Below are 24,177 nucleotides of genomic sequence, written 5' to 3'. Positions count from 1 at the left end.
AGGAGAGGCGCAGCATGAGAAAAACAAAAGTAATCTGTTTTGCAAATAATAAAGGCGGGAGTGGTAAATCAACGACCTGTTCGAACGTAGGGTACGGGATGACAGAGTTGGGGAAGAAAGTGCTTCTGGTTGACGGAGATATGCAGATGAATCTGTCCTTATCTCTTTTTGATGAAGAGAAGGTGCTGGAATTTGCACAGGGAAGCAGGAACCTTTATGAAGGAATCAAAAGACAGGATGACCTTAGGGACTATATTGTGCACTCTCCTTATGAAAACTTGGATTTGATTCCCTCTTCTACACTAATGAGTTCTATAGAATATGAATTGTTTACGAAGTGGCAGAGAGAGTATATATTAAAAAAATGCATGAAAAATATTGTAGAATCGGGAGGTTATGACTATATATTGATGGATGCGCCGCCGACACTTGGAGGATGGGTGATGAATGTGCTCTGTGCATCAGATGAAGTAATTATCCCGGTAGAATCTACTCCCTGGGGGCTTTTTGGACTGGGCAACATGTTCGAATTTCTGGAAGAAGTGCGCCAGATTGCGCCGGACTTAAAATTAGGCGGGATTGTGATTACAAAAGTAGATACGCGAAAGAACTATTTTAAACAGACGCTGGAGACATTAAAAGAATTAGAGAACGTAAAAGTGTTTGACACTTATATCAGAGTGGACAGTGCAGTTGAGTGGTCTCAGGATAATAATGCACCGGTTATCGCATATAAGAAAAACAGCCGCAGCGCCGGAGAATATATGGAACTTGCAAAAGAAATCACAGGGCAAAGTTAGGTGATGGAATGGATGCCGAATTATTAAAAGAATTATCCGTTATTACGGAGGAAGAGAAGAAGATACTGGATGAGAGGAAGGGGATCGATCCCAACATTTACACAGAGAAAAATGATATGGTGATTGACTGTGAAAAGCTTTTACAGAAGGGAAAGCTGATTCAGGTGCGGCCGCATACCAGGTTTGTGCGTTTTCCAAAGCACAGACATAATTATGTGGAAGTGATTTACATGTGCCAGGGATCCACCACCCATATTCTGAATGGAAATAAGGTCGTTCTGGAAGAGGGCGACCTGCTTTTTTTAAATCCGAATGCGGTGCAGGAAATCCTTCCCGCAGGGGAAGAGGACATTGCCGTAAATTTTATCGTTTTGCCGGAGTTCTTTGATACGGCATTTTCCATGATGGGCGAAGAGGAAAATTTACTCAAAGATTTTCTTATCAAAGCTCTGTGCGGAAGAGATGAAGATACTGCATACCTTTACTTCCATGTGGCAGGTATCCTGCCGGTACAGAATTTGATAGAAAATATGGTCTGGACGATTTTCTATGATTCTTCTAATAAAAGAAGCTGTAACCAGATAACCATGGGGCTTCTTCTTTTGCAGCTCTTGAATTATATGGACAAGATGGAGGTAGGCAACCGGCAGTTTGACACAGAGCTGACAGGAAATGTATTGAGCTATGTGGATGAACATTATAAAAACGGCACCTTGTCAGAATTGGCAGAGATGATGGGATATGACGTATACTGGCTGAGCAGGGAGATTAAAAAGAGGACTGGAAAGACATACAAAGAGCTTTTGCTTTCTAAAAGGATGCAGCAGGCCTCCTATCTTTTGACAAAGAGCAGTCTGCCGGTAACGGATATTATCGAATTGGTGGGATACGATAACAGCAGTTACTTTTACCGGAAATTTAAAGAAAAATACGGGCTAAGCCCAAAGGAGTACCGTAAGGGACAATGATAAATGCAGCGCTATGTAATTGTATGTGGAAGGGGAGGAAGGATGAAAGATTTCCTGAAACAAGAGAAAAAAGAATTCATTGGATTAATTACATCTGTCGTCTTGTTACTTTGGTTTTGGTATATAGACAGCGAAATTGATACTGTTTTTATCATCTTTATAATTATAGACTTGATCATAATCATGGTGGATGCAATCATAATGATAAAAAACAGAAGAAAGAAATAAAGAGATTGGTTTAACAGGCGGTAATTCAAACTTGCCGTAAAGCGACTCGCTTTTGCTGCATGGTAGATTGACACTGCAAATGAGGACGGTATTTTTCATAAATAGCGTCCTTTTTTTGTCCTTGTTTTTCTTTTATAATATAGATATGTTGAAAAAATACGAAGGAGGCACGAAAAATGGATAAATATTATTTAGCCATTGATATTGGGGCATCCAGTGGACGTCACATGCTGGCATCCGTCCAAGATGGGAAGATGCAGCTCGAAGAAGTGTACCGCTTCCCGAATGGGATGGATAATAAGGACGGTACTCTGTGCTGGGATGTAGACCGCCTGTTTACAGAGATCAAAAACGGCCTGAAGAAATGTAAAGAAGTTGGCAAGGTTCCGGTGTCTATGTCCATTGATACATGGGGTGTGGATTATGTTTTGCTGGACAAGGATGACAACATCTTAGGAGATACAGTCGGATACCGCGACAGCCGTACAAATGGTATGGACGAGAAAGTATACGAAAAAATTTCCCTGGAAGATTTATATAAGAGAACGGGAATTCAAAAGCAGATGTTTAATACCATTTATCAGTTGATGGCAGTAAAAGAGACAAATCCGGAACATATGGAAAAGGCAGAGGCGCTTCTTATGATTCCTGATTACTTCCATTTCCTGCTGACCGGCGTGAAGAAAAACGAGTACACGAACGCCACCACAGGACAGCTCATCAATCCCGAGACAAATGACTGGGACTATGAATTGATGGAAATGCTCGGCTATAACACGAAGATGTTCCAGCCGGTATCCATGCCGGGAACTGTTGTCGGAAACTTCACAGAGGAAATCCAGAAGGAAGTGGGATTTGACTGTACTGTTGTACTTCCTGCGACCCACGACACAGGTTCGGCAGTGCTCGCAGTGCCGACAAATGATGACAACGCAATTTATATCAGTTCCGGTACATGGTCGCTGATGGGAATTGAACGGAAAGAAGCAGACTGCTCTCTTGAGAGCATGAAGGCAAATTTCACAAATGAAGGCGGTTATGATCATCGCTTCCGTTTTCTGAAGAATATTATGGGTCTGTGGATGATCCAGTCTGTAAAGAAAGAATTTACAGAAGATTTATCCTTTGCAGAAATTTGTGCAAGAGCTTCCAAAGAAACGATCCCGTCAATCGTAGATTGTAATGACGACTGCTTCTTAGCGCCGGACAGTATGATTGAAGCAGTACAGAAGTTCTGCAGGGATACAAACCAGCAGGTTCCGGAGAGTGTGGCGGAGATTTCTGCGGTTATCTATAACAGTCTGGCAAAATGCTACGGTGATACCATCAAAGAGATTGAAGAAATCACCGGAAATACATATGATACAATCTATGTGGTAGGAGGCGGCTCCAACGCGGGATACTTAAATGAACTGACAGCAAAGTATACCGGCAAGAAAGTATCTGCGGGCCCGGGAGAAGCCACTGCAATCGGAAATGTGATTGTGCAGCTTTTACATGACGGTGTGTTTAAGAATTTGTCAGAAGCAAGAGCATGTGTAAGAGAGTCATTTGATATAAAGATGTATTAGATTTGTCAAATGCGGGAGAGAATTCCCAGACAAGTTTTGAAATGAAGGAGGAGAAAAAATGTTAGTTGAGACAAAAGCAAAAGTAGGTGTATTTTCAATCGCGTTAGGAGCATACCTGCCGCAGTTCCCATCATTGGTACCAGAATTTGAGGCACAGTATGATGCATTTAAGAAAACACTTCCCGAGACGGTGGAAATTATTGACGGCGGAATGGTAACAACAAAGGAGCAGTCCCAGGAAGCGGGCAATTTATTCCGCGCGGCAGATGTAGATCTTGTATTTATGCAGCTGCTTACTTATGCAACATCCTATAACATGCTTCCGGCAGTGAAGGATCTGGATGTTCCGGTTGTACTTGTCAATGTACAGAAATTAAAAGCATTGGATTACGATCATACAGATATTGCGTCCTGGCTTGGAGAAGGCTATGCATGCGGCGCTGTCGGCGAGATGGTGGCAGACCTTGAGAGATATGGCAAGAGACACGCAGTGATTACCGGTGTTGTCGAAGGAGGCGATCCGGCTGTTCAGTCAGAAATTGAGAGCTGGTGCCGTGCTGCACAGGTAAGAAGAAGATTCCGCGACACCAATATTGCGCAGATCGGAAGACCTTATCCAGGTATGATGGATCTCTACATTGATGAGTCCAATCTGTACAGAAGAATGGATTTGTATACGAAACAGTTCGACTGGGAGAAGATGTGGGCGATTGCGGATGACATTACAGACGAAGACGCGATCCGCGCAAAGGCACAGGACATCCTGGATACATTCGATATCGAAGGCGGCGGAAGTATTGAAGAAGTATGGGAGATGGCAAAATATGTCGTAGCCTTTGAGCAGTGGGTGAAAGATGAAAAGCTTGGTCTGATTGCTTCCCATTATGACGGCTTTGCACAGGGAAAAGCCGGCGTTCTTGACAGTATGCTCATTCCTGCATTTTCCATGCTGATTAAGCAGGGGACGGCATGTGCGGTAGAAGGAGATATGAAGGTTGCTATGGCAATGAGCATCTTAAAGACAATCTCCGGAACCGGACAGCTTGCGGAGATGTACTCCATTGACTTTAACGACGATATTGCCATTATCGGACACAGTGGTTCCGGTGATGCGGATATTTCCGATAAGAAACCGACTATGAAGATTGTGAAAGTATTCCATGGAAAGACAGGCGGCGGCTATCTGACACAGTTCTATCCATATACAGGCCCTGTTACCTATCTGGCTATTACACAGGATGGAGACGGACACTTTAAGTTCATTGTTGCAGAAGGCGTGAATGAGGAAGGCAAGATTCTTTCCTTTGGCGATACAAATATGAGAACACGCTTTACCTGCGGGGCAAGAGAATTTGTAAACCGCTGGAGCGAATGTGGGCCGACACATCATTTTGCGGCCGCTACAGGCAGACATATCGATACAATACTGAAGGTAGCGAAGATCTTCAATGTTCCGGTTGATATTGTAACCAGATAAAGGAAGAGATTCCGCAGTAAAACAGCCAATAAGGCGAAAGCCTTTTGGAATATAAAAAATTATTTTTCAATTTTTCCTCCAAAAAAGTTAGAAAAATAAAAACCTAACCCAAAGAAAAAGAACTCTGTAAAATCATTTTGTGATTTTACGGGGTTCTTTTTCTTCGCTGTTAAGGCGATCAAATGGATAATGCGTAACATAGCGTGTGAAGCTTCGAATGGAAGGATAGTCGAGAAGCTCTTTTAGTGTGACATAGTATATCCGCCGGACAATCGCTTCTTCCAGGGGAATGATCTGAAACTCTTTTGTCTGTATGGAACGGGCGATAGAATCTGAGGAAAAACCAACGCCGAAATTCTGCGCGGCGAGCCGGACGACGGTATCTGACTGGCTTGTTTCACAGATACACGTAGGTGTAATGTGATATTGCTCGAAATACTGGACAAGCTGTCGGTAAAAGGCGGAAGCTTTGGAGGGCATTATAACCGGTACATTATGAAGCTCTCTGAGGGAGAGAGACTTTTTTCCGGCAAAAGGATGCTCAGAGGAAACTACGGCGACGTAGCGATCCATCATGATCCTTCGAAAGAATAAATCCTTTTGCAGTTCAAATTGCTCGTCAGAACCAATGATGAAAGCGCTGTGCAGGTTCCGTTTTAAAAGCTGGTCGAGCAGAATAGCGGTGCCGTCGATCTTCAAGTCGTACTTTAAATTAGTATAGAGCTTCCGATAGTCTGCCAATACTTGAAAAAGATTAATGTAACCGGCGATCCAGAGCATACCGATACGAAGAGTACCCTCCTGCAAAATACTATGTTTATGCATTAATTCGGAAAGCTGTGTGGTTTCACCTACAATACGCTGTGCATGAATCAAAAATTGTTCCCCTGCTTCGCTTAAGCTTACAGACTTAGAATGTCGGATAAGCAGGGGGATTCCAAGCTCCTTCTCCAGATTGATGATCTGCTGGGAGAGGGAGGGCTGGGAAATGTATAGATTTTTGGCGGCGGCAGAGATACTTTTGTCCTTTGCAATTTCAAGAAAATACCGTAATTGTTGAAGTTGCATAAAATTCTCCTTTCTGCTGTAAAAAATAGATATAAAAAATATAAAACAAGTACAAAAAATAGAAATGTTATAGGAAAAAACTATTGATATAATAATATAATTATATTTTACAAATGTCAATTTCATTCATAAGATATAGATAAATGAAAAACATGTCGACAGTGTTTTGCGTAAAGGGCGGACAGGCTTTTGACAAGCCCTATGAAAGGAGAGAGTAGCAAGATGGCTGATAAAGCTGTGAAAAGTAAGGAAATATTTTTTTTAATTTTATCGTTAGCGATTATCATTGGATCCAGGCTGGTGCCTGAGTTTGGGGGTCTTTCTTCAGACGCAATCGCTGTATTAGGAGTGTTTTTTGGCTCATTGGTTATGTGGATTACGATTTCCATTGACTGGCCGAGTATGCTTACCTTGCTCGCGCTGGGATTCATTCCAGTGTTTGGATTTACACAGACATTTGCGGGGGCGTTTGGAAATTCAACGGTTGCATTTTTGATTTTTACCTTTATGCTAGTCTACCCGCTGGCAAAGACAAATTTTGTAAGAAGATGTACGGTATTGTTCATCACAAACAGGATTGCGCGGAAAGGCCCATGGTTTTTCGTCTGCTTTCTGCTTGCCGCGGTGACATTTATGGGATTGTTCGTGTCGCCGTCTGTACTGTTTGTAGCATTCATGCCGTTTTTGGAGGATATTTTCCGCGTTCTGGAAGTGAAAAAAGGCGGAAAAACAGGAAATATGCTTATGATGGGAACTGCATTTTGTATCAGCTTGTCCTCCGGTATGACGGCAATCGGTCATGTGTGGCCGACGATGGCGATTGGATACTATACAGCGGCAACGGGAAATGACGTGAATCAATTTCAGTATATGGCAATGGGAATCCCGACAGGTATCATTTTAATCACACTTTTGATTCTTGTCTTTAAATTTTTCTACCGCCCCGACGATATAGAGCAGTTAAGTCCGGAGAAGGCGATGGGCCTGAAAGGGACGGTTCCGGCGGCAGATTTAAAAGAAAAGATTATTTTAGGGGTTGTGTTCTTCACAGTATTTTTGTGGGTGGGGCCCAGTCTGTTAAAGGGGCCTATGCCGGAGCTCTATGAGACGATAAACGGCTGGTCAACGGCAATGCCGCCGCTTTTAGGATGTATTATTCTTTTTATTACAAAAACAGATGGAAAGAGGATTCTGGACTTTAAAGAAGTATCAACTAAAGGTGTGCTGTGGGGCAGCATACTGATGACAGGAGCAGCGACATGGCTTGGATCCTGCCTTACAAACGAAGAAATCGGAGTAAGCCAGTGGCTGACAGATACATTGTCTCCGCTGACAGCAAACCTGCCTGTGATAGGTATGATCTTGTTCTTTATGACATGGGCGATCATAGAGACAAACTTTTCTTCCAATATTGTGACAACTACGGTGGTAAGTTCTGTTGCTCTTTCTGTTTTGACGGCGCTTCCGGCAGGGTCTGTTCACGTAGGCGCGGTAGTCTGCATGGTAGGTGTATGTGCGGCAATCTGCAACATGACGCCGGCAGGACAGAGTACAATTAATACGGTGGCGATCGGTTCCGGCTGGACGACAACGAAATCCATGTTTATATGGGGAGGAATCTTTGCGGTAATGGCGATTCTCGTATTGACTTTCATTTCCTATCCGATCGGTTCCGTTGTAATTGGATAAAGGAAAGAGACAAAGAGGTAAAAAAGTAAAAGAAGCGAGGGACGCATATGAAAAGAGTATATATGTATGACGTAGTAGTTACCGGCGGAGGGACGGCAGGTGTGGCGGCTGCGGTAGGCGCTTCTAAGGCAGGCGCGAAGACACTGCTTATCGAGCGCAATCCATATTTGGGCGGTGAAGCGACACATTCGGGGGTGAGCGCATTTTGCGGTTTCTATTCCTGTGGAGCAGATCCGGTTCGTGTAGTAAAAGGCGTTGGGGATTTAGTGCTGGAAGAAATGAAGCATCTGGGAGTAGGAACAGATGATATTATTTCCCCGTCCGGGAACAGGAATATTAACTTCCGGCCAGAATATTTAAAGTGTGCATTGGATAATCTTATGATGCGGGAAAAGGCAGACTTCTTCCTCCATGCCTATGTGATCGGGGTAAAAAAAGAGGGAAGAAATTTACAGGTGCTTCGGTGCATCGATGATGAAGGAGAATTCGAGGTAAAGGCGGCTTGCTTTGTAGATGCTTCCGGAGATGCTAATCTGGCACATTTGTCCGGAGCAGAGACGACCTGGGGCGATAGAGAAAAACAAGTACAGGCGGCGACAATGCCATTTCGTATGAGTGGAGTGGACACCTCCTGTGATATGTCTCCCGCCGCGGTGGAAAAAGCGATTCTAAAAGCAAAAGAAGAAGGAATTCCACATCTTACAAAGGAAAAAGGATTCATTTTGAAAAATAAAGGATCGGATATTGTGACTGTACTGCTTCCCAGCGTTCTGCCAACAGGACTTTCCGCAGAAGAACTGACCAGACTTGAGACAGAGACGAGGAGACAAGTGCTCTATTATGTACAGGCATTAAAAAAATATATGCATGGAATGGAGCTGGGAGAGCTCTCTGTCATTGGCCCGTCTATCGGTTTTAGAGAGACGAGGAAGATGAAGGGGCGCAAGACGATCACCGCGGAGGATGTACTGACACGACGCAAATATGAGGACGGGGTGGCGCGCGGTGGCTGGAAGCCGGAGATACATAAGGATGTGAATAAAATGGGTACCTATCTGGAAGTGGAGAAGGGGAGCTACTTTGATATTCCCCTGGGGGCATTACAGTCAGCGGATATAGACAATCTATATGGAGCAGGAAGAATGGTATCGGCAGATGAGACGGCATTCGCGGCAGTCAGAGTCATGGGAACCTGCTTTGCAACGGGACATGCGGCGGGAGTGGCAGCGGCCCTGCAGGCGTTATATGGCGCGGCGGACGTAGAGAATGTACGCGCAGAATTGAAAAGACAGAAAGCGTTGGTATAAAATAAAGGATGGAGCTCTACATTTGGGGCTCCATAGAAAAATAGAAAAGGGTGATAAAGGTAATGACATTAGAAGAAATAAGATGTGAAATAGACAATGTAGACACACAGATGAAAGAGCTCTTTCTAAAACGTATGGAATGTGCAAGAAATGTGGCACAGGAGAAGAGCCGGACAGGGGGCGACGTATATGTACCGGAGAGGGAGGAAGAGATCATCAGAAAACGTACGGAGGATGTAAAAGAAGTACAGTCGGAATATATAGAATTTCTCCGGTACCTGATGACTGTCAGTAGAAAATATCAATATGGTTTCTTGTCTGGTATGCAGGACAGCGTGATAGAGAAGGCTCTGAAGGTGCAGAAAGAGAAGGCGGTCGAGGAAAATAGGGTGGAAATTACCTTCCGCATGGACAGGGAGAAGAATAATTTGTACCATTTTTTGAATGTCCTTCATCTGAATGGCATCCGGATAGAGAAGTTGTCTCTGGAAAGTGAAGGGGAGACACAGACCGCTGTTATACTACTGGAGGGAAACCTTGAGAACAGTGAAATGCGGCGGGCGCTGTGCCAGATTGGAAAAGAGGCATTTGATTTTTCGATAACGGTGATGAGCGAATAAATGAAAGAGATATGGAAAGAATATATCCTTCCGGACAGGGCGGACAGACAATGGTACAGCCGTCTTTTTATGAGCTTTGTGCTTCCGGCAGTCCTCTTTTTCTTACGCCCTGTCGGTATGGATCTAAGGGAGTCTGCGGTGACTGCGGGAGTGGTTTTGGCGATCATCTGGTGGAGCAGCGGAATCGTAAAGAAAATTCCGGCGGCTGTGCTCCTTTTGCTGTTGTTCATGCTGGTAAGCCAGACAGGGTATCAAACCGTATTTTCATTTCCCCTGTCGGAAACGTTTCCCATGCTGGTGATTACCTACCTGTTCAGCAGGGCGATCTCCAATGCGGGAATGATCGACCGGATATGCAGTCCGCTACTTGAAAGAGTCGTACATACGCCGTTTCAGTGTCTTTTGGCGGTGATCGCATTGTTCTATCTGACCATGTATGTGATCCCGCAGCCTCTGGCGCGGCTGATTATCGTGGCGGCAGTATTTGACAGATTCCTAAAACAGGCGGCAGTCCCCAGGCAAGTCTATTCTGTGCTGATGTACGGGGTGTTTCTGTTCTATGCTGTGGTAAATATGTCTGCAAAAGACGCGGATATGATTATGAATTATGTGGCTGCGGGATTTGCTGAACAGCAAATTACAAACGGGATGTGGGTAAAGGCAATGTTTCTGCCTACGCTTATCCTATGCATTTTTATACTGGGGCTGTTCCTGCTTCTATTTAGAAAACAACTGCATGGATATAAGATTGTGGTAAAAGAAAAGGCAGAAAAACAACCGTTTACCAGACAACAAAAAATAGCCATGACGATTATCTGTATGACGGTGCTGTTGTGGATGACGCAGGGACTGCATGGTGTGAACAATACACTGATAAGCGCGGTTTCCACAGCGTTGTTGTATGGCATAAGGATTTTACACAAAGAGGACATCAAAGCGATTGATGTGACGACATTGATTTTTCTGACTGCGGCGTTTTCTATCGGTGGAGTAATGGAGGCGTGCGGAGCTGCAGATAAGGTGTTTGGAGCTTTGCAGGGGTTCTTTCCCCAACAGTTGTCTGTGCTATACTTTCTTATTATGATTTTCGCAGGAATGGCGCTGCATATGGTGTTGGGAAGTAATACGACGACCCTGTCTGTGATTGTACCGGGAATGATGATTATATGCGGTGGACTGGTACCGGAGGAGGTCATAGTTTATATTGGCATTATCAGCGTATCCTTCCATGCTGTTCTGCCATTTCACTCTGTGTCCTTGATGATTGGTACGTCGGACGGCTATTTCCCGTCTAAATATGTGACAAAATTAGGAATTCCTGTGACTGTGCTTGTATACCTGGCGGCGATTTGCTTATTTTTGCCGTACTGGAAGCTTATACAGTTGATTTAAAAGAGAGAAAAACTGCCATAGCGGTATGAGAATACCGGCTGTGGCAGTTTTTCTTTGCTGCGATAACCGAGCTGCCCTCTACTGGGGAATAGAAAAGATCCCCAGACTTGGAGGGTGAAAACTAAAATAGAAGAAGGCGGACAAGAACAGGAACGACAAGATAAGGAGAAACGGAAAAAAGCGCCGGATTCTTTGACAAAGGAAAAGGCGAAAAGAAAGAAAAAAGGTGAGGAAGACCGCAAGCAGAAAGGTTACAATGTCCAGCCAAAACAGATGATAACCGAGAATCCCTGTATACGTGTAAAAGAAAACCGGAATAAAGAGAGTACCGCAAAGCAGACCGGCCAGACATGCAGGAAAAAGCGTCGGGTATTTTTTTCTGAATAGGATAAACAGGAGGAGAGAATAGAAAAGCGCAGGGAAAAATATGAGTTTCATATGTTCCCAGGTGGATTCACTGACAGGAGAAATGAAACCGGCAGCAGGATGAAAGTGTGTCCATTCATAGAAAAAATGACTCAGAGAACCCACTATAATACAGAATACAGCGCCAAACAACATAGATTTTTTTATCTTTTTCATAGAATCACCCCACAGTTAATCTGCCCCAGATTCTATGAAAATATATACGGGAAACAAAGGAAATGAAGTCAGCCCTTTTCACCTAAAAATCCAAAGAAAGCCTTTATAGAATGATTTAGAATCAAATTTTCAGGCATACCGGCTTTTGCCGCCAGGTAAGCGGCATATGTAAAGTCTCCGATATGTGCGGTTCCGTGGCTGTCACTGGAAAAAATAACAGGGTATTGAAAATGCTTACATAGATTTAAAATCATCAAATCATTAAAACGGGTATCTCCTCTGTATCCATCTGGGGCTAAAGAGCTGTTGTTGATTTCCAAAAGTACGTGATATTCTATCGCGGCTTTTACAATGGTAAGATAATCTACCGGATACTTTGTGTCATCACAATGTCCGATAATTGTTACATAAGGGTTCTTCATTGCCTCGATATAGGAGGCAGTGTTTTCCTCTATAGTGCCAGACTTCCTGGGAGGATGTATACTCGCTATCACATAGTCAAGGCGGGATAAGAGCTCATCATCTAAATCCAGCGTTCCTTTACAGTCTAAAATACTGACCTCAGCTCCGTAGAGCATACGCACGCCCATACGTTCCCTGTTCGCGTGCGGCAGACTGCGGAAATAAGAAGGTTTACCACCGCCTAGTGTGGAAGGGCCATGATCGGAAATGCCCAGCATTTTTAAACCATTTGCGCGTGCGGCTTTCGCCATATCGGTAATGGTAGCATGAGAGCCATGTCCGCTGGCAATCGTATGTGTATGTATATCGAATTCATAGGAACGCATAAAAATCACCTTTCAACTGGATAGATAGCAATAAAAGATGGATAGCGCCATTGTACAGAGGACGTGACTCTATCTTTCTATAGTATGATAAGTTTTTATAGATTTGTCAATGAAATTCTGATAAAAAACAACAAATACCAATAAGAAAATGTGGGTTTTGTTGTGAGTTGAGATTATATATAAAAATATAGGTTGGCATTGTGGAAAAGTGTGAAAAATTTTACCAGCTATCAAAAGATATTACCATTGCCGGAGCGCTCTTTTATAAGGAAAATAAGAGTATATCTGTACACTGCGTACGGAGTACATAATACAAAGTAGCTGCCAAAAAAAGCAGTGAAAGGAACAAATCAGACATCAGGAGGAATGAAGAAATGAAAAAGAGAACGGTAGCAAAAGTTATGGCAGTTCTGATGTTTACCTCCGGTGTGTTTTCTGGAGTGGGGGGGGGGTACAGCCTATGCCGCTGAACCGAATACTCCGCCAGGTAAACCGACGGATATAAAAGTAGAGATGCTGGAATATGCATATGGCATCAATACGAAAAATCCGGCATTTTCCTGGGTTGTCCACGACGAGGACAAAAATGAGATCCAGACAGCATACCGTATAGTGGTATCTTCTACATCAGCGTTAGAGGGGGACGTGCTGGATACGGATTGGGTAGAATCTTCAGAAAGCTCTTATGTCCACGCAGATGCGTTAGAAGGGCTTTTAGAAGATAATGAATTGTATTACTGGCAGGTGCAGACAAAAGATAAAGATGGGGCGGAAAGCCCGTTATCTGATGCACGTCCGTTTATGACGGATATTGCCAGCCAGTGGCAAAGTCTGAACGGTATATGGGCGACACCAAATGCAGTGACAGAGCCGGAAGAACCACAAGAACCGGCAGAAGACGAATGGACGGATTATACAGTCGAACAGACCATGTCGATAAATGGAGACGGCAGCGGAGGTTATGCGTTGGCGCTTTTAATTCGTATGAGTGCAGATGGACAGAACGGTTATATGGTACAGGCGCGTAATCAGGACAATGTGATTAAAATACACCAGATTAGCGCAGGAACCATTGATAAGACTGCTTTTGCGGAAATAAATCTGGCAGAGAAAGGGATTACACTTCCCGAAGATAACACAGAGTTTAAGCTGAAAGTGACGGCGGCAGGGTCGAAGCTTTCCTTTGCAGTGGATACGGCTATGCAGGGAGACAGTGGATATGTGGAGGCCGGTGAGGTGGATATAACAGAATCCGGCAATTATACATCCGGAAAAATTGGTTATCGGACAGGACTCTGGGAATCAGGGACGATAGACAATCTGAAAGTATCTGCGGCAGACGGCGGGGTTCTCTATGAATCTGTCTTTGACGCAGACGATGGAAGATTTCCGGGATGTACGGTTGCCGATGGAAAACTGTCTGTAGGCAAAGGCGTACAGTCTGTCTATACAGAGGCCGAAGAAGTCTTTCGTTGGGGCGATTATACAATAGAACAGACCATGACAGTTACAGAGGGAGATGCGCTGGCTATGCTGCTTCACATCAATGCAGAAGAAAAAAGCGGCTATATGGCACAGATCCGTACGCAGGATAATGTGATCAAATTACATAAGGTTACGGGCGGAAACATAGACACGAGCGCATTCCAGGAAATCAACCTTTCCAATTCCGGTATTACGCTTCCGACGGACGGCTCACCTTTCCGTATAAAGACAGTGCTGGACGGCTCCGCTATTTCTTTTGCGATTGATACGACGGCAAAGGACGGCTCCGCATATGTAGAAGTGGAAGAGACAGCAGATATTTCCGGACAGGGCAATCTGACGGAAGGACAGTTTGGCTATCGGACAGGAAGAACAGAAGCCGGAACGATAGATGATATAAAAATTACATCCAAAGAAGGCAGTGTTGTATATGAGAATGACTTTGCAGAGGATGACGGGAAATTTTCCGGAAATGGACTAAGTGTAAAAAAGGGAGTGCTGGAGGTGGAAAAGTCTGCTTTTTCCGTATTCGATCCGGATAAAGAGGCCGGAGAAGAAGAGAAGCTTCCTGAACTGAGCCGCTTTTCCTTTATTCGAAGCCCCAGACTGACAATAGAGAATAAAGAAAACGTAGACAAAGCGATTGTAAGTATTGCTACACGCGGGACTGCAAAGGACAGAGGAACCATCGCGGATTTATTTATGAACGGGACATGCTTAGGAGCCGGTTCTGCCAGAGAACTGGGGAAGGTTGGCTCGTATGGCGGGACAAGCAATTATACGCAGGTTTTCTATAATTCATACGATGTAACGGAACTGTTGGGAGACGGCGACGAAAATGTAATCAGCGTGATTGGGAACTGTCGGGATGAAAATCGCGGAGTGCTTGTACAGATGACTGTATTTTATAAGGATGGCACGAAAGAGATCGTGACAAACAGCAGTGTAGAAGACTCCGGCTGGAAGACGCTGGACGGCACACAGGCATTTGGAGATAAGGGGGACGGTATCGGTACGGGATATGTCACCTTGCTCCATGAAAATATCAATGCAAATGCGTATCCGTTTGGCTGGAATGAAGTAGACTTTGACGATTCTGAATGGGCGCCTGCCCAGGTGAACAGTCCGGTAGCAGATGCGGCCAGCGGAACAAGCGGAAGAGTGCTCTATCCCTTCTCATCTGAAAACGCCCTGCGCATAGAGACAAAAGAAGAGACGAAAAAGATTTATACGAATGATCAGGGGAATGTGGTTGTAGATCTGGGAAAGGAAATCATCGGAGGCATCAAAGTAGACATTGACAGTGCGTCAAAGCAGAAGGTGACGGTTCATATGGGCGAGGAGATGAATGATGACGGAACTGTGAAATGGCAGCTTTCGGCAGTGCCCGACTATGAAGATATATGGACGCTTCGAGAAGGAGAGAATGCCTTTGAGACGGTGACTATGCGAAATGTTCGGTATATAGAATTTATCGGACTGGATGATGAGACGAAGAAGAGCATGACGGATAATCCGGACAGCGTGACAGGCTGGGCGATTCAGCAGCCTTTCGACGAAAACGACTCTTCCTATGAAGCTACAGACGGTACAGACGCGGCGACTTTGATGAACCGTCTGTATGAATTGTCCAAATATACGATCCAGGCGACAAATCAGGATGTGTTCGTTGATTCACAGGCAAGAGAACGCGCTCCTTATGAGGGCGATTTGCTTGTAAATTCAAATACCAGTTATTCGGTGTCTGATAATTACTCCCTGGCGCGTCACTCCAATGAGTGGCTGATGGATAATGAAACCTGGCCGAATGACTACCGTATTTTCTCTGTGGAGATGACCTATTGGGATTATCTCTATACAGGAAATATCGATTCGCTGCGCGAAAACTATAACGCTTTAAAACGGAAGCTGACTGCAGAGGTGGAATACGAAGATGCGGCAACCGGACTGATACGTGCAAACGGAAGTCAGGCAGGAAACAGTGCGATTATCGACTGGCCGACCAGTGAGAGAGACGGATACCAGAGCAGTTATTATGATGTAGTGTTCAATGCAGAGTATGTAGGGATATATCTTGACATGGCGGTTTTAAGCGAGGCGTTAGGAGAGACGGCAGATGCCCAGTATTACACGCAGAAATCAGAGAAGCTGAAAGAATCCCTTCTGAAGTACGCCTATGACGAACAAAACGGCTGCTTCTATGATTCTTTGGATCAGAACTATAATGCAACCAAACATTCTTCTACCCATGCTACTGCTTACGCGCTGTGCTACGGTGTGTTTGACAGCCAGTCAATGGCAGATGACATGTGCGAGTTTGTATATAACCAGTGTAAAGAAGAATTCAAGGGAAGTGTGTATGTCACATACTTTATTTTAAAAGGGCTCTATAATGGAAACCATGGCGAGTATGCGGAAAAACTAATGACAAATCCGAAGGTGGGCGAGAATGTAAAAACATTTGCTTCTCTGTTAGATGATCTGCATTGTACGATTACACCGGAAGCCTGGGGACATAAATGGAAAGGCAACATGACCATGTCACATCCTTGGGGAGCTGCTCCGGGGTGCTCTATTGTGCAGGGAACCTTTGGCATTCTTCCGACAAAGGCAGGATTTGAAGAATTTGATATTAAGATTCAGCCGGGGGATATTGCCTCTGCCGAGGTAAAGGCGCCTACAGTAAAAGGAGCAGTAGAGGTTTCCTATTCTGATGCGGATAAGGAAAATGCTCTTGTGGCAGATGTTACAATTCCGGCTAATACAAAAGCAAAGGTATATATGCCGGTTACGAATAAGAATCTGGGGTATCTGCTGATAGACAAAGAGAAGACAGAAGCGGTGAATAATGGAAGCTACCTTTTTGTAGAATTGGGCTCCGGTTCTTACCATATTGAAATCAGCGATGAGGAAACAGAATATAAACCACATTTGACAGTAAAAGCAAATGCAGAGAAGACAGAACTTTATACAGAAGAAACAACAGCGATTTCTGCAGGAGTTACCGATCAGTTTGGAGATAAGATCACAAAAGAAGACGGACTTACACTGACATACGAAAGCTCGGATGAAAATATCCTGACGGTGGATAAAGACGGTGCGGTGACGGCGGTCTCAGAAGGGGCGGCTGCTGTAACTGTGACAGCAGAATATATGGGCGAGAAAGCGTCCGCTTCTGTAGACTTTCATGTGTCTCCTGCTCCGGTCGTTATGACAGATATGGTGCTGGAGATAGAAAGCAAGGATGCGGCAATCGGTGTCGGCAAGACGACGAAGGCCGTCTTAAAAGCGGTATATAGCGACGGGCATGAAGAAGCAATCGATCCGTCTCTTGTAACATTCCAGGCGGACAGCGATGCAGTAAAAATTGAGGCAGACGGCACGATAACAGGGCTAAAAGAAGGAGAAGCTGTTATCACCGCGTCTACACTGCAAAAAACAGATGAATTGAATGAGAAGTTTGCTTCAGATAAGATTGTAGTAGATACAGTATGGGCATTTGATGGAAAAACCAGTCCGCTGCAAGGAGTAGAAGTCAAGGATGGAAAACTCTATGCCAAAAAAGGACAAAAGGTGATAAATACAGATGCGGATAAACAGGGAAGTGTTATCAGTGGTTCGTTTACGATTGAGAGCACAGCGGCCAGTATCTCCTTTAATACACAAGATAATAGCCACCGGTACTTCTGGCAGTTTAGAACAGACGGCACGTTGAAGAAGCATAAAGGAGATGCGGAGCATTTTGATACGGTATCCATACAATTGAAGGACGGAGAAAACAAGTTCTTGATTGCCACAATAGATGGGAAGATTTATACATATCTAAATCAACAGCTTGTAGACGTGTGCGACGTAGATCCCAATATGCCGGTAAGCGGCGGATTCGGCGTACGAAACGGAAACTCTGAAAGCTTCTATATCAACAGCCTGAATATAGGAAATGAGTTCTCGCTAAAGGCGCAGAATCAAGTATCTGTCACAGATACACTTCCGGTAATCGAATCTGTAACTAATCCGGAAAATATACTTGTGGCAAACGGTACGGCATGGGAGGATCTGCATCTTCCACAGACGGTAGAGGCTGTCTTAAGTGACGGGACAACTGTGTCGGCATCCGTAGAGTGGAGTGGAAATTATGATGGAAATACAGCCGGAGAGTATGTGCTGACCGGTACGATCAACGGAAGCTCGACCTATGAAAATCCGGAAGCAGTCAGCGCACAGATAACAGTAACCGTACAACAGGCGGTTTTAAATCCGGTGATACTGACAGATGAAAAGACTGGAATCACAGTGGAGGCAGAGGCCGGGATTCTTCCGGAAGACGCCGTACTGAAAGTGACGCAGCTCCAGAAAGGCGACGCTTATGATGCGTATACAAAAGCTCTGAAAGATACCTGTTCTTCTATCATACCGTATGAAGTGAAAGTGTTAAAAGACGGACAGGAAATAGATCTTGCAGGAAATAGAGTAACTGTAAAAATTCCGGTACCGGAAGGATATGATACGGACAGACTTCTCCTTTATCAGGCAGCGGAAGACGGAACACTTGACAAAGTGGCATTCCGATGCGAGGACGGAAAAATCATTCTGGAATCAGACAGGCTGGGCGTGTTTGTTGTAGGTGAAAAAATACAGATAACAGATGAGGAACAGACGCAAAATTCCGATAAAGACAAAGACAGCCAGCCGGCAGATGCGGTAAAAACGGGAGATGATACAAAAGGATTCTATTTGCCTGTCATTGGAATTGTAGGAGCACTTCTTCTTGCAGGAGGTGTGACAGTTATTGCGATTCGAAGAAAGAGAGACGGAAAAGATAAATAACAAATTAAGATAAAAACAGAAGACCTTGTCAGATGGTAAGCCCATTTGACAGGGTCATATTGTTATAAAACCAATAAAATCAACAATGAAAATATTCAAAATAATCGAAAAACCAATAATAAAAAAGAGAAATTATGTTGATTTTGTTGACTTTAAAGATTCTTTTTTATATAATGAAAACAAACTGGGTGGAGAGTCATTTCTCCTGTACTTCAGGAAGAAGAGGAAAGAAAGGAGCAACAGGTCAAAATGGGATTGTATACATATGACAGTACAGAGATTCCAAAGTCAGACAGAATTCCGCGTCTGGTGGAAAATCTGTATGCAAAGATGCCGGAGATTGAACCGGCCAGGGCAGTCCTGCTTACAGAATCCTATAAGCAGACAGAAAAAGACCCCATGGTGATTCGCAGGGCAAAGGCATTTGCACACATTCTGGAAAATATTCCGATTGTCATCCGAGACTTAGAGCTGATCGTGGGCAGCACTACGATCGCGCCGAGAGGATGTCAGACATATCCGGAATTTTCTTATGAATGGCTGGAGGCAGAATTTGACACGGTAGAGACTAGAACTGCAGATCCGTTCTATATTTCAGAAGAAACAAAACAAAAATTAAAAGAGGCGGACGCATATTGGAAGGGCCGTACAACAAGCGAGCTGGCGACCTCCTACATGGAGCCGGAGACATTGCTTGCGATGGAGCACAATATGTTTACGCCGGGAAATTATTTCTACAATGGTGTGGGACATGTCACCGTAAAATATGGAGAGGTTCTTTCTATCGGCTTTGCGGGGATTAGAGAGAAGGCGGAAGAAGAGCTTGCGTCGTTAAGTCTGGCTGATGGAAATTACCAGAAGAAATCTCGTTTTTTAGAAGCAGTAATGATAAGCTGCAATGCAGTGATTGCCTATGCGAGAAGATACGCCCGTCTTGCGCTTGAAAAGGCGGAAATCTGTAAAGATGCTGCACGCAAGATGGAATTGCTCCAGATTGCGCAGAACTGTGCGAATGTACCGGAGAAAGGGGCAAGCAGCTTCTATGAGGCATGTCAGTCCTTCTGGTTTGTACAGCAGCTTCTTCAGATCGAGTCCAGCGGACATTCTATTTCTCCTGGACGTTTTGACCAGTATATGTATCCCTATTATAAAAAGGATATAGAAAACGGGAAAATTACAAGAGAATTTGCACAAGAGCTGATGGACTGTGTATGGGTGAAATTAAATGATTTAAATAAATGCCGTGACGCAGTATCCGCGGAAGGATTTGCAGGCTACAGCCTGTTTCAAAATCTGATAGCCGGAGGAGTAAATGAGGACGGGGTAGATGTGACAAATGACTTGTCCTTTATGTGCATCAATGCATCTATGCATGTTGCACTTCCACAGCCTTCTCTGTCTGTAAGGGTGTGGAATGGTTCTCCGCACGAATTTCTGATAAGAGCAGCAGAACTGACCCGTACAGGAATCGGGCTTCCGGCGTATTATAATGACGAAGTGATTATTCCGGCGCTGGTAAGCCGCGGTCTTACACTTCAGGACGCAAGGGACTACAATATTATCGGCTGTGTGGAGCCGCAGAAGGCAGGAAAGACAGAAGGTTGGCATGACGCGGCATTCTTCAACATGTGCCGTCCGTTGGAGCTGGTTTTCCATAATGGAAAAGACAAGGGCGTACAGGTTGGGCCAAAGACTGGTGAGGTAGAGGATATGAAAACATTTGAAGAATTCTACCATGCCTATAAAATCCAGATGGAGTATGCCATTAAGCTGCTCGTCAACGCAGACAATGCGATTGATGTAGCGCACGCAGAACGCTGTCCGCTTCCCTTCTTGTCCTCTATGGTAGATGACTGTATGAAACGAGGAAAGACAGTACAGGAGGGCGGCGCCGTCTATAATTTCACAGGCCCTCAGGGATTCGGCGTTGCAAATATGGCAGACGCGCTCTATGCAGTCAAGACATTGGTGTATGACGAAAAGAAGATTACCATGAAGGAATTAAAAGAAGCATTGCTTACGAACTATGGCAAAGGTCTAAGTGATGAAGATGTGGCTGACATTACAAAGGAAGTTGCACAAGGAATGCAGGAGGCCGGAGAAACAGTAAATGCACAGACGGTGGAGGCTATTTTAAAGAGCGTGGTAGCTGCGTCGGAGTCAGCAGAAGCGAAGGAAAACGGCGAACGAATTTTGAAGCTGATAGAGAAAGTACCGAAGTTTGGAAATGATTTGCCGGAAGTAGATGCGTTTGCCAGAGATGTAGCGTATACATATACAAAACCACTCGAGAAATATAAAAATCCGCGCGGCGGAATGTTCCAGGCAGGTCTGTATCCTGTATCGGCAAATGTTCCTTTGGGAGCGCAGACTGGTGCGACACCGGACGGAAGACTTGCGCATACACCTGTTGCGGACGGTGTTTCTCCATCAGCAGGAAAGGACACGCATGGACCGACAGCAGCGGCAAATTCCGTATCTCGGCTGGATCATTACATTGCGTCCAATGGAACGTTATTTAATCAGAAATTCCATCCTTCTGCGTTGAGTGGCAGAAGAGGACTCGAAAACTTTGTCGGCCTGATCCGTTCTTATTTCGATCAGAAAGGAAGCCATATGCAGTTTAATGTAGTCAGCCGCGAGACACTTCTGGATGCGCAGAAGCATCCGGAACAGTACAAGCACCTTGTTGTCAGGGTTGCGGGATACAGTGCGCTGTTTACAACATTGTCCAAGTCATTGCAGGATGATATTATCCGCAGGACAGAGCAAGGCTTCTAAATAGAGAAGAAAGGAAAGGACATGGAAGAATATTTACAGACAAAGGGCAGAATTTTTGATATTCAGAGATATTCCATCCATGATGGTACGGGAATCCGGACGATTGTATTTTTGAAGGGGTGCGTACTGCGGTGCAGGTGGTGCTGTAATCCGGAATCCCAGGAATATAAAATTCAGACGATGTACGTACAGGGCGAGCCCAAGATCATTGGAGAAGACGTCGCAGTAAAAGAAGTGATGGAGACAGTGGAGAAAGACAGGGTATACTATAGAAGAACCGGGGGAGGACTTACCCTGTCAGGAGGAGAAAGCCTGTGCCAGCCGGCATTTGCAAGAGATTTGCTTCGCGCCGCGCAGGAAAGCGGAATCAATACAGCGATGGAGAGTATGGGATGCGCGGACTATCAGGTAATAGAAGAAATTCTTCCCTGGCTGGATCAGTATCTGCTCGACATTAAGCATATGAATTCTGCAAAACATAAAGAATTTACCGGCAGAGGCAATGAATTGATGCTGGAAAATTCAAGGAAGATAGCGGCGTCCGGACAGACAGAATTAAGTATCCGCATACCGGTGATTCCTGGATTCAATGATACAAAAGAGGAAATCAGGGACATTGCCCGATATGCGAAAGAGATAGGAAATGTAAAAAGAATCCATTTGCTTCCCTACCACCGGCTTGGACAGGATAAATATGCCGGACTTGGAAGAGAGTATTTGATGGGAGATGTAGAGCCGCCGGAGAATCAAAAGATGGAAGTGCTTTTACAGACGGCAAAAGAAGCATCGCAGATGGAATGTCAGATAGGAGGTTAAAAGAAGATGGCACAGGAACATATACCGGAAAGAATTGTACAAGAGCTGGTTCCAGGAAAAGAAATTACGATTGCACATCTAATTGCCAGTCCAGATATTACGCTGTATGAAAAGCTGGGATTGGATCCAAGAGTAGAATACAGTAAATCTGCGATAGGAGTTCTGACAATCAGTCCGGCGGAAACAGCCATTATTGCCGCCGATATTGCTATCAAAGCGGCAGGAATTGAATTGGGGTTTGTAGATCGCTTTAGTGGAACTCTGATTGTAACAGGAACCATTTCTGAGACAGAAGCGGCGATTCGGGCAGTTCTTTCCTATGTAAAAGAGAAGATGGGCTTCTCTGTATGCGAGATAACAAGGACTTGATTCTATGAAAAAAATTGTACTAATGGGGCGCAGCGAATGTGGAAAAACTACATTGACGCAGGCTCTCAAGGGAGAAAAGATACACTATCACAAGACCCAGTATGTCAACAATTTTGATGTGATTATCGATACACCGGGAGAATATGCACAGACAAAACATCTGGGGTATGCACTGGCGCTGTACGCTTATGAAGCAGATATTGTGGGACTGCTTTTATCGGCGACAGAGCCCTATTCTCTGTATCCCCCCTGCTGCACATCTATGTGCAACCGAGAGGTGGTTGGCATTGTGACAAAAATCCATGATGAAAACGCGAATGTAGAACGTGCCAAGAGGTGGCTAAGACTTGCCGGATGCAAGAAAATTTTTTATGTTGATTCTAAAAAATACGAAGGAATTCCGGAAATTTTAGAGTATTTAAAAGAGGAGGGAGATGTGCTCCCCTGGGAAGAAGATTTCCAATAAAACCAACATGAAAATTAGTTGACTAATGTGGGATTGTGTGGTAATATTCAACTAGAAACAACACAAAACAAATATTTTATGCTGTTTTGTTCAGAAATCCAAGGAGGAGAAGAAATGCAAAACGAATATGAGATTAAAAAAGAGATGTGTGAAATCGGCAGACGAGTTTACAATCGTGGAATGGTTGCAGCAAATGACGGTAACTTTTCTGTAAAACTCAACGATAATGAATTCTTGTGCACACCGACAGGGGTTAGCAAAGGATTTATGACACCAGAATATATCTGTAAGGTGGATGCAAACGGAAATGTAATCCAGGCAAATAAAGGATTTAAGCCGTCATCAGAGATCAAAATGCATATGCGTGTGTATAAAGAAAGACCGGACGTAAAATCGGTTGTACATGCTCATCCTCTCTATGCAACGACATTTGCGATTGCAGGAATTCCGCTGACACAGCCAATTATGCCGGAAGCGGTAATTGCATTAGGATGTGTTCCGATTGCAAAATATGGTACACCGTCAACAGAAGAGATTCCGGATGCAGTAGAAGAACACCTGCAGTATTTTGATGCAGTGCTGCTGGAAAATCATGGAGCGCTGACCTACTCCGATTCTTTATTGAACGCTTACCATAAGATGGAATCCGTAGAATTCTACGCACGTCTGTTATGGCAGAGTATGCAGATTGGCGGGCCACAGGAACTTTCCAAAGAACAGGTAGAAAGATTGTATGAGATCAGAAGACAGTTCGGGCTTCCTGGAAAACATCCTGCAAATCTGTGTCCAAATGCGAAAGCAGGAAAACCAAGCTGCCATACCTGCGGCGGTGGCTGCGGCACTGCAAAAGCTGCTTCTGCAACAATTGGAAATGCGGACGCAGACTTGGTTGCTTCTATTACAAAGAAGGTTATGGATCAATTAGGAATGAACTAAGACAAGC

General features: G+C 44.4%; 18 protein-coding genes. 15 read left to right on the top strand and 3 right to left on the bottom strand.

Translation table 11 applies throughout. The features are described from left to right. Window positions 1-14: 14 nt before the first annotated feature. From ACZ5C4_RS15900 to ACZ5C4_RS15880, 5 genes are all read left to right on the top strand, one after another. Window positions 15-800 carry a ParA family protein gene (locus ACZ5C4_RS15900; RefSeq protein ID WP_464521830.1) on the top strand — a complete coding sequence of 262 codons (786 nt, stop codon included), beginning with the start codon at window positions 15-17 and terminating at the stop codon, window positions 798-800. Window positions 801-808: 8 nt separating this feature from the next. Further along, window positions 809-1,768: an AraC family transcriptional regulator gene (locus ACZ5C4_RS15895; protein WP_464521829.1), complete on the top strand. Its 960-nt coding sequence runs from the start codon at window positions 809-811 to the stop codon at window positions 1,766-1,768. Window positions 1,769-1,771: 3 nt separating this feature from the next. Next, window positions 1,772-1,996, top strand: coding sequence for a hypothetical protein (locus ACZ5C4_RS15890; RefSeq protein WP_464521828.1), 225 nt, complete (start codon window positions 1,772-1,774; stop codon window positions 1,994-1,996). Window positions 1,997-2,172: 176 nt separating this feature from the next. After that, entirely contained in the window at window positions 2,173-3,567 is a 1,395-nt protein-coding gene (rhaB, locus tag ACZ5C4_RS15885; protein ID WP_464521827.1) for a rhamnulokinase, read from the top strand. 58 nt (window positions 3,568-3,625) lie between these two features. Next, entirely contained in the window at window positions 3,626-5,044 is a 1,419-nt protein-coding gene (locus ACZ5C4_RS15880) for an arabinose isomerase (RefSeq protein WP_186877072.1), read from the top strand. A gap of 132 nt (window positions 5,045-5,176) precedes the next feature. On the opposite strand, the gene ACZ5C4_RS15875 is transcribed toward ACZ5C4_RS15880, so the two are convergent. Continuing rightward, window positions 5,177-6,112 carry a LysR family transcriptional regulator gene (locus tag ACZ5C4_RS15875; protein ID WP_464521826.1) on the bottom strand — a complete coding sequence of 312 codons (936 nt, stop codon included), beginning with the start codon at window positions 6,110-6,112 and terminating at the stop codon, window positions 5,177-5,179. Window positions 6,113-6,334: 222 nt separating this feature from the next. On the opposite strand from ACZ5C4_RS15875, the gene ACZ5C4_RS15870 reads away from it, so the two are divergent. The 4 genes from ACZ5C4_RS15870 to ACZ5C4_RS15855 all read left to right on the top strand — a co-directional run bounded on the left by ACZ5C4_RS15870 (window position 6,335) and on the right by ACZ5C4_RS15855 (window position 11,120). Further along, the gene (locus tag ACZ5C4_RS15870; RefSeq protein WP_464521825.1) at window positions 6,335-7,801 is read left to right on the top strand and encodes an SLC13 family permease; all 1,467 of its coding nucleotides are present in this window, start codon (window positions 6,335-6,337) and stop codon (window positions 7,799-7,801) included. Between the two features lie 47 nt (window positions 7,802-7,848). Next, a complete protein-coding gene (locus tag ACZ5C4_RS15865; protein ID WP_464521824.1) occupies window positions 7,849-9,108 on the top strand; it encodes an FAD-dependent oxidoreductase in 1,260 nt (419 codons plus the stop codon). Window positions 9,109-9,170: 62 nt separating this feature from the next. Continuing rightward, entirely contained in the window at window positions 9,171-9,728 is a 558-nt protein-coding gene (locus ACZ5C4_RS15860; protein ID WP_464521823.1) for a chorismate mutase, read from the top strand. Continuing rightward, the gene (locus ACZ5C4_RS15855) at window positions 9,729-11,120 is read left to right on the top strand and encodes an SLC13 family permease (protein WP_464521822.1); all 1,392 of its coding nucleotides are present in this window, start codon (window positions 9,729-9,731) and stop codon (window positions 11,118-11,120) included. A 78-nt stretch (window positions 11,121-11,198) separates the two neighbouring features. Here ACZ5C4_RS15855 and ACZ5C4_RS15850 read toward each other — a convergent pair whose 3' ends face one another. Next, a complete protein-coding gene (locus ACZ5C4_RS15850) occupies window positions 11,199-11,681 on the bottom strand; it encodes a DUF6512 family protein (protein ID WP_464522363.1) in 483 nt (160 codons plus the stop codon). Window positions 11,682-11,770: 89 nt separating this feature from the next. Beyond that, window positions 11,771-12,490, bottom strand: a complete 720-nt coding sequence (locus tag ACZ5C4_RS15845; protein ID WP_464521821.1) for a phosphatase — start codon at window positions 12,488-12,490, stop codon at window positions 11,771-11,773. A gap of 426 nt (window positions 12,491-12,916) precedes the next feature. On the opposite strand from ACZ5C4_RS15845, the gene ACZ5C4_RS15840 reads away from it, so the two are divergent. The 6 genes from ACZ5C4_RS15840 to ACZ5C4_RS15815 all read left to right on the top strand — a co-directional run bounded on the left by ACZ5C4_RS15840 (window position 12,917) and on the right by ACZ5C4_RS15815 (window position 24,170). Then, the gene (locus ACZ5C4_RS15840) at window positions 12,917-18,802 is read left to right on the top strand and encodes a family 78 glycoside hydrolase catalytic domain (protein ID WP_464521820.1); all 5,886 of its coding nucleotides are present in this window, start codon (window positions 12,917-12,919) and stop codon (window positions 18,800-18,802) included. A 249-nt stretch (window positions 18,803-19,051) separates the two neighbouring features. After that, window positions 19,052-21,583, top strand: coding sequence for a glycyl radical protein (locus ACZ5C4_RS15835; protein WP_464521819.1), 2,532 nt, complete (start codon window positions 19,052-19,054; stop codon window positions 21,581-21,583). A 21-nt stretch (window positions 21,584-21,604) separates the two neighbouring features. After that, window positions 21,605-22,399, top strand: coding sequence for a glycyl-radical enzyme activating protein (locus ACZ5C4_RS15830; protein ID WP_464521818.1), 795 nt, complete (start codon window positions 21,605-21,607; stop codon window positions 22,397-22,399). A gap of 6 nt (window positions 22,400-22,405) precedes the next feature. Next, window positions 22,406-22,768, top strand: a complete 363-nt coding sequence (locus tag ACZ5C4_RS15825) for a BMC domain-containing protein (protein ID WP_464521817.1) — start codon at window positions 22,406-22,408, stop codon at window positions 22,766-22,768. Window positions 22,769-22,772: 4 nt separating this feature from the next. After that, window positions 22,773-23,234 (top strand): EutP/PduV family microcompartment system protein, encoded by a 462-nt coding sequence (locus ACZ5C4_RS15820; RefSeq protein WP_464521816.1) that lies wholly within the window; start codon window positions 22,773-22,775, stop codon window positions 23,232-23,234. A gap of 114 nt (window positions 23,235-23,348) precedes the next feature. Then, window positions 23,349-24,170: a class II aldolase/adducin family protein gene (locus tag ACZ5C4_RS15815; RefSeq protein ID WP_186877083.1), complete on the top strand. Its 822-nt coding sequence runs from the start codon at window positions 23,349-23,351 to the stop codon at window positions 24,168-24,170. Window positions 24,171-24,177 lie beyond the last annotated feature (7 nt).

It is taken from the genome of Mediterraneibacter flintii (genome assembly GCF_055387595.1).
This window is presented reverse-complemented; position numbering and strand designations above follow the sequence as displayed.

Coding starts and splice junctions, on each gene's coding strand:
- ACZ5C4_RS15880 (WP_186877072.1), top strand. CDS start 3,626: ATGTTAGTTGAGACAAAAGCAAAAGTAGGTGTATTTTCAATCGCGTTA.
- ACZ5C4_RS15830 (WP_464521818.1), top strand. CDS start 21,605: ATGGAAGAATATTTACAGACAAAGGGCAGAATTTTTGATATTCAGAGA.
- ACZ5C4_RS15825 (WP_464521817.1), top strand. CDS start 22,406: ATGGCACAGGAACATATACCGGAAAGAATTGTACAAGAGCTGGTTCCA.
- ACZ5C4_RS15895 (WP_464521829.1), top strand. CDS start 809: ATGGATGCCGAATTATTAAAAGAATTATCCGTTATTACGGAGGAAGAG.
- ACZ5C4_RS15845 (WP_464521821.1), bottom strand. CDS start 12,490: ATGCGTTCCTATGAATTCGATATACATACACATACGATTGCCAGCGGA.
- ACZ5C4_RS15855 (WP_464521822.1), top strand. CDS start 9,729: ATGAAAGAGATATGGAAAGAATATATCCTTCCGGACAGGGCGGACAGA.
- ACZ5C4_RS15870 (WP_464521825.1), top strand. CDS start 6,335: ATGGCTGATAAAGCTGTGAAAAGTAAGGAAATATTTTTTTTAATTTTA.
- ACZ5C4_RS15815 (WP_186877083.1), top strand. CDS start 23,349: ATGCAAAACGAATATGAGATTAAAAAAGAGATGTGTGAAATCGGCAGA.
- ACZ5C4_RS15900 (WP_464521830.1), top strand. CDS start 15: ATGAGAAAAACAAAAGTAATCTGTTTTGCAAATAATAAAGGCGGGAGT.
- ACZ5C4_RS15860 (WP_464521823.1), top strand. CDS start 9,171: ATGACATTAGAAGAAATAAGATGTGAAATAGACAATGTAGACACACAG.
- ACZ5C4_RS15865 (WP_464521824.1), top strand. CDS start 7,849: ATGAAAAGAGTATATATGTATGACGTAGTAGTTACCGGCGGAGGGACG.
- rhaB (WP_464521827.1), top strand. CDS start 2,173: ATGGATAAATATTATTTAGCCATTGATATTGGGGCATCCAGTGGACGT.
- ACZ5C4_RS15890 (WP_464521828.1), top strand. CDS start 1,772: ATGCAGCGCTATGTAATTGTATGTGGAAGGGGAGGAAGGATGAAAGAT.
- ACZ5C4_RS15850 (WP_464522363.1), bottom strand. CDS start 11,681: ATGTTGTTTGGCGCTGTATTCTGTATTATAGTGGGTTCTCTGAGTCAT.
- ACZ5C4_RS15835 (WP_464521819.1), top strand. CDS start 19,052: ATGGGATTGTATACATATGACAGTACAGAGATTCCAAAGTCAGACAGA.
- ACZ5C4_RS15875 (WP_464521826.1), bottom strand. CDS start 6,112: ATGCAACTTCAACAATTACGGTATTTTCTTGAAATTGCAAAGGACAAA.
- ACZ5C4_RS15820 (WP_464521816.1), top strand. CDS start 22,773: ATGAAAAAAATTGTACTAATGGGGCGCAGCGAATGTGGAAAAACTACA.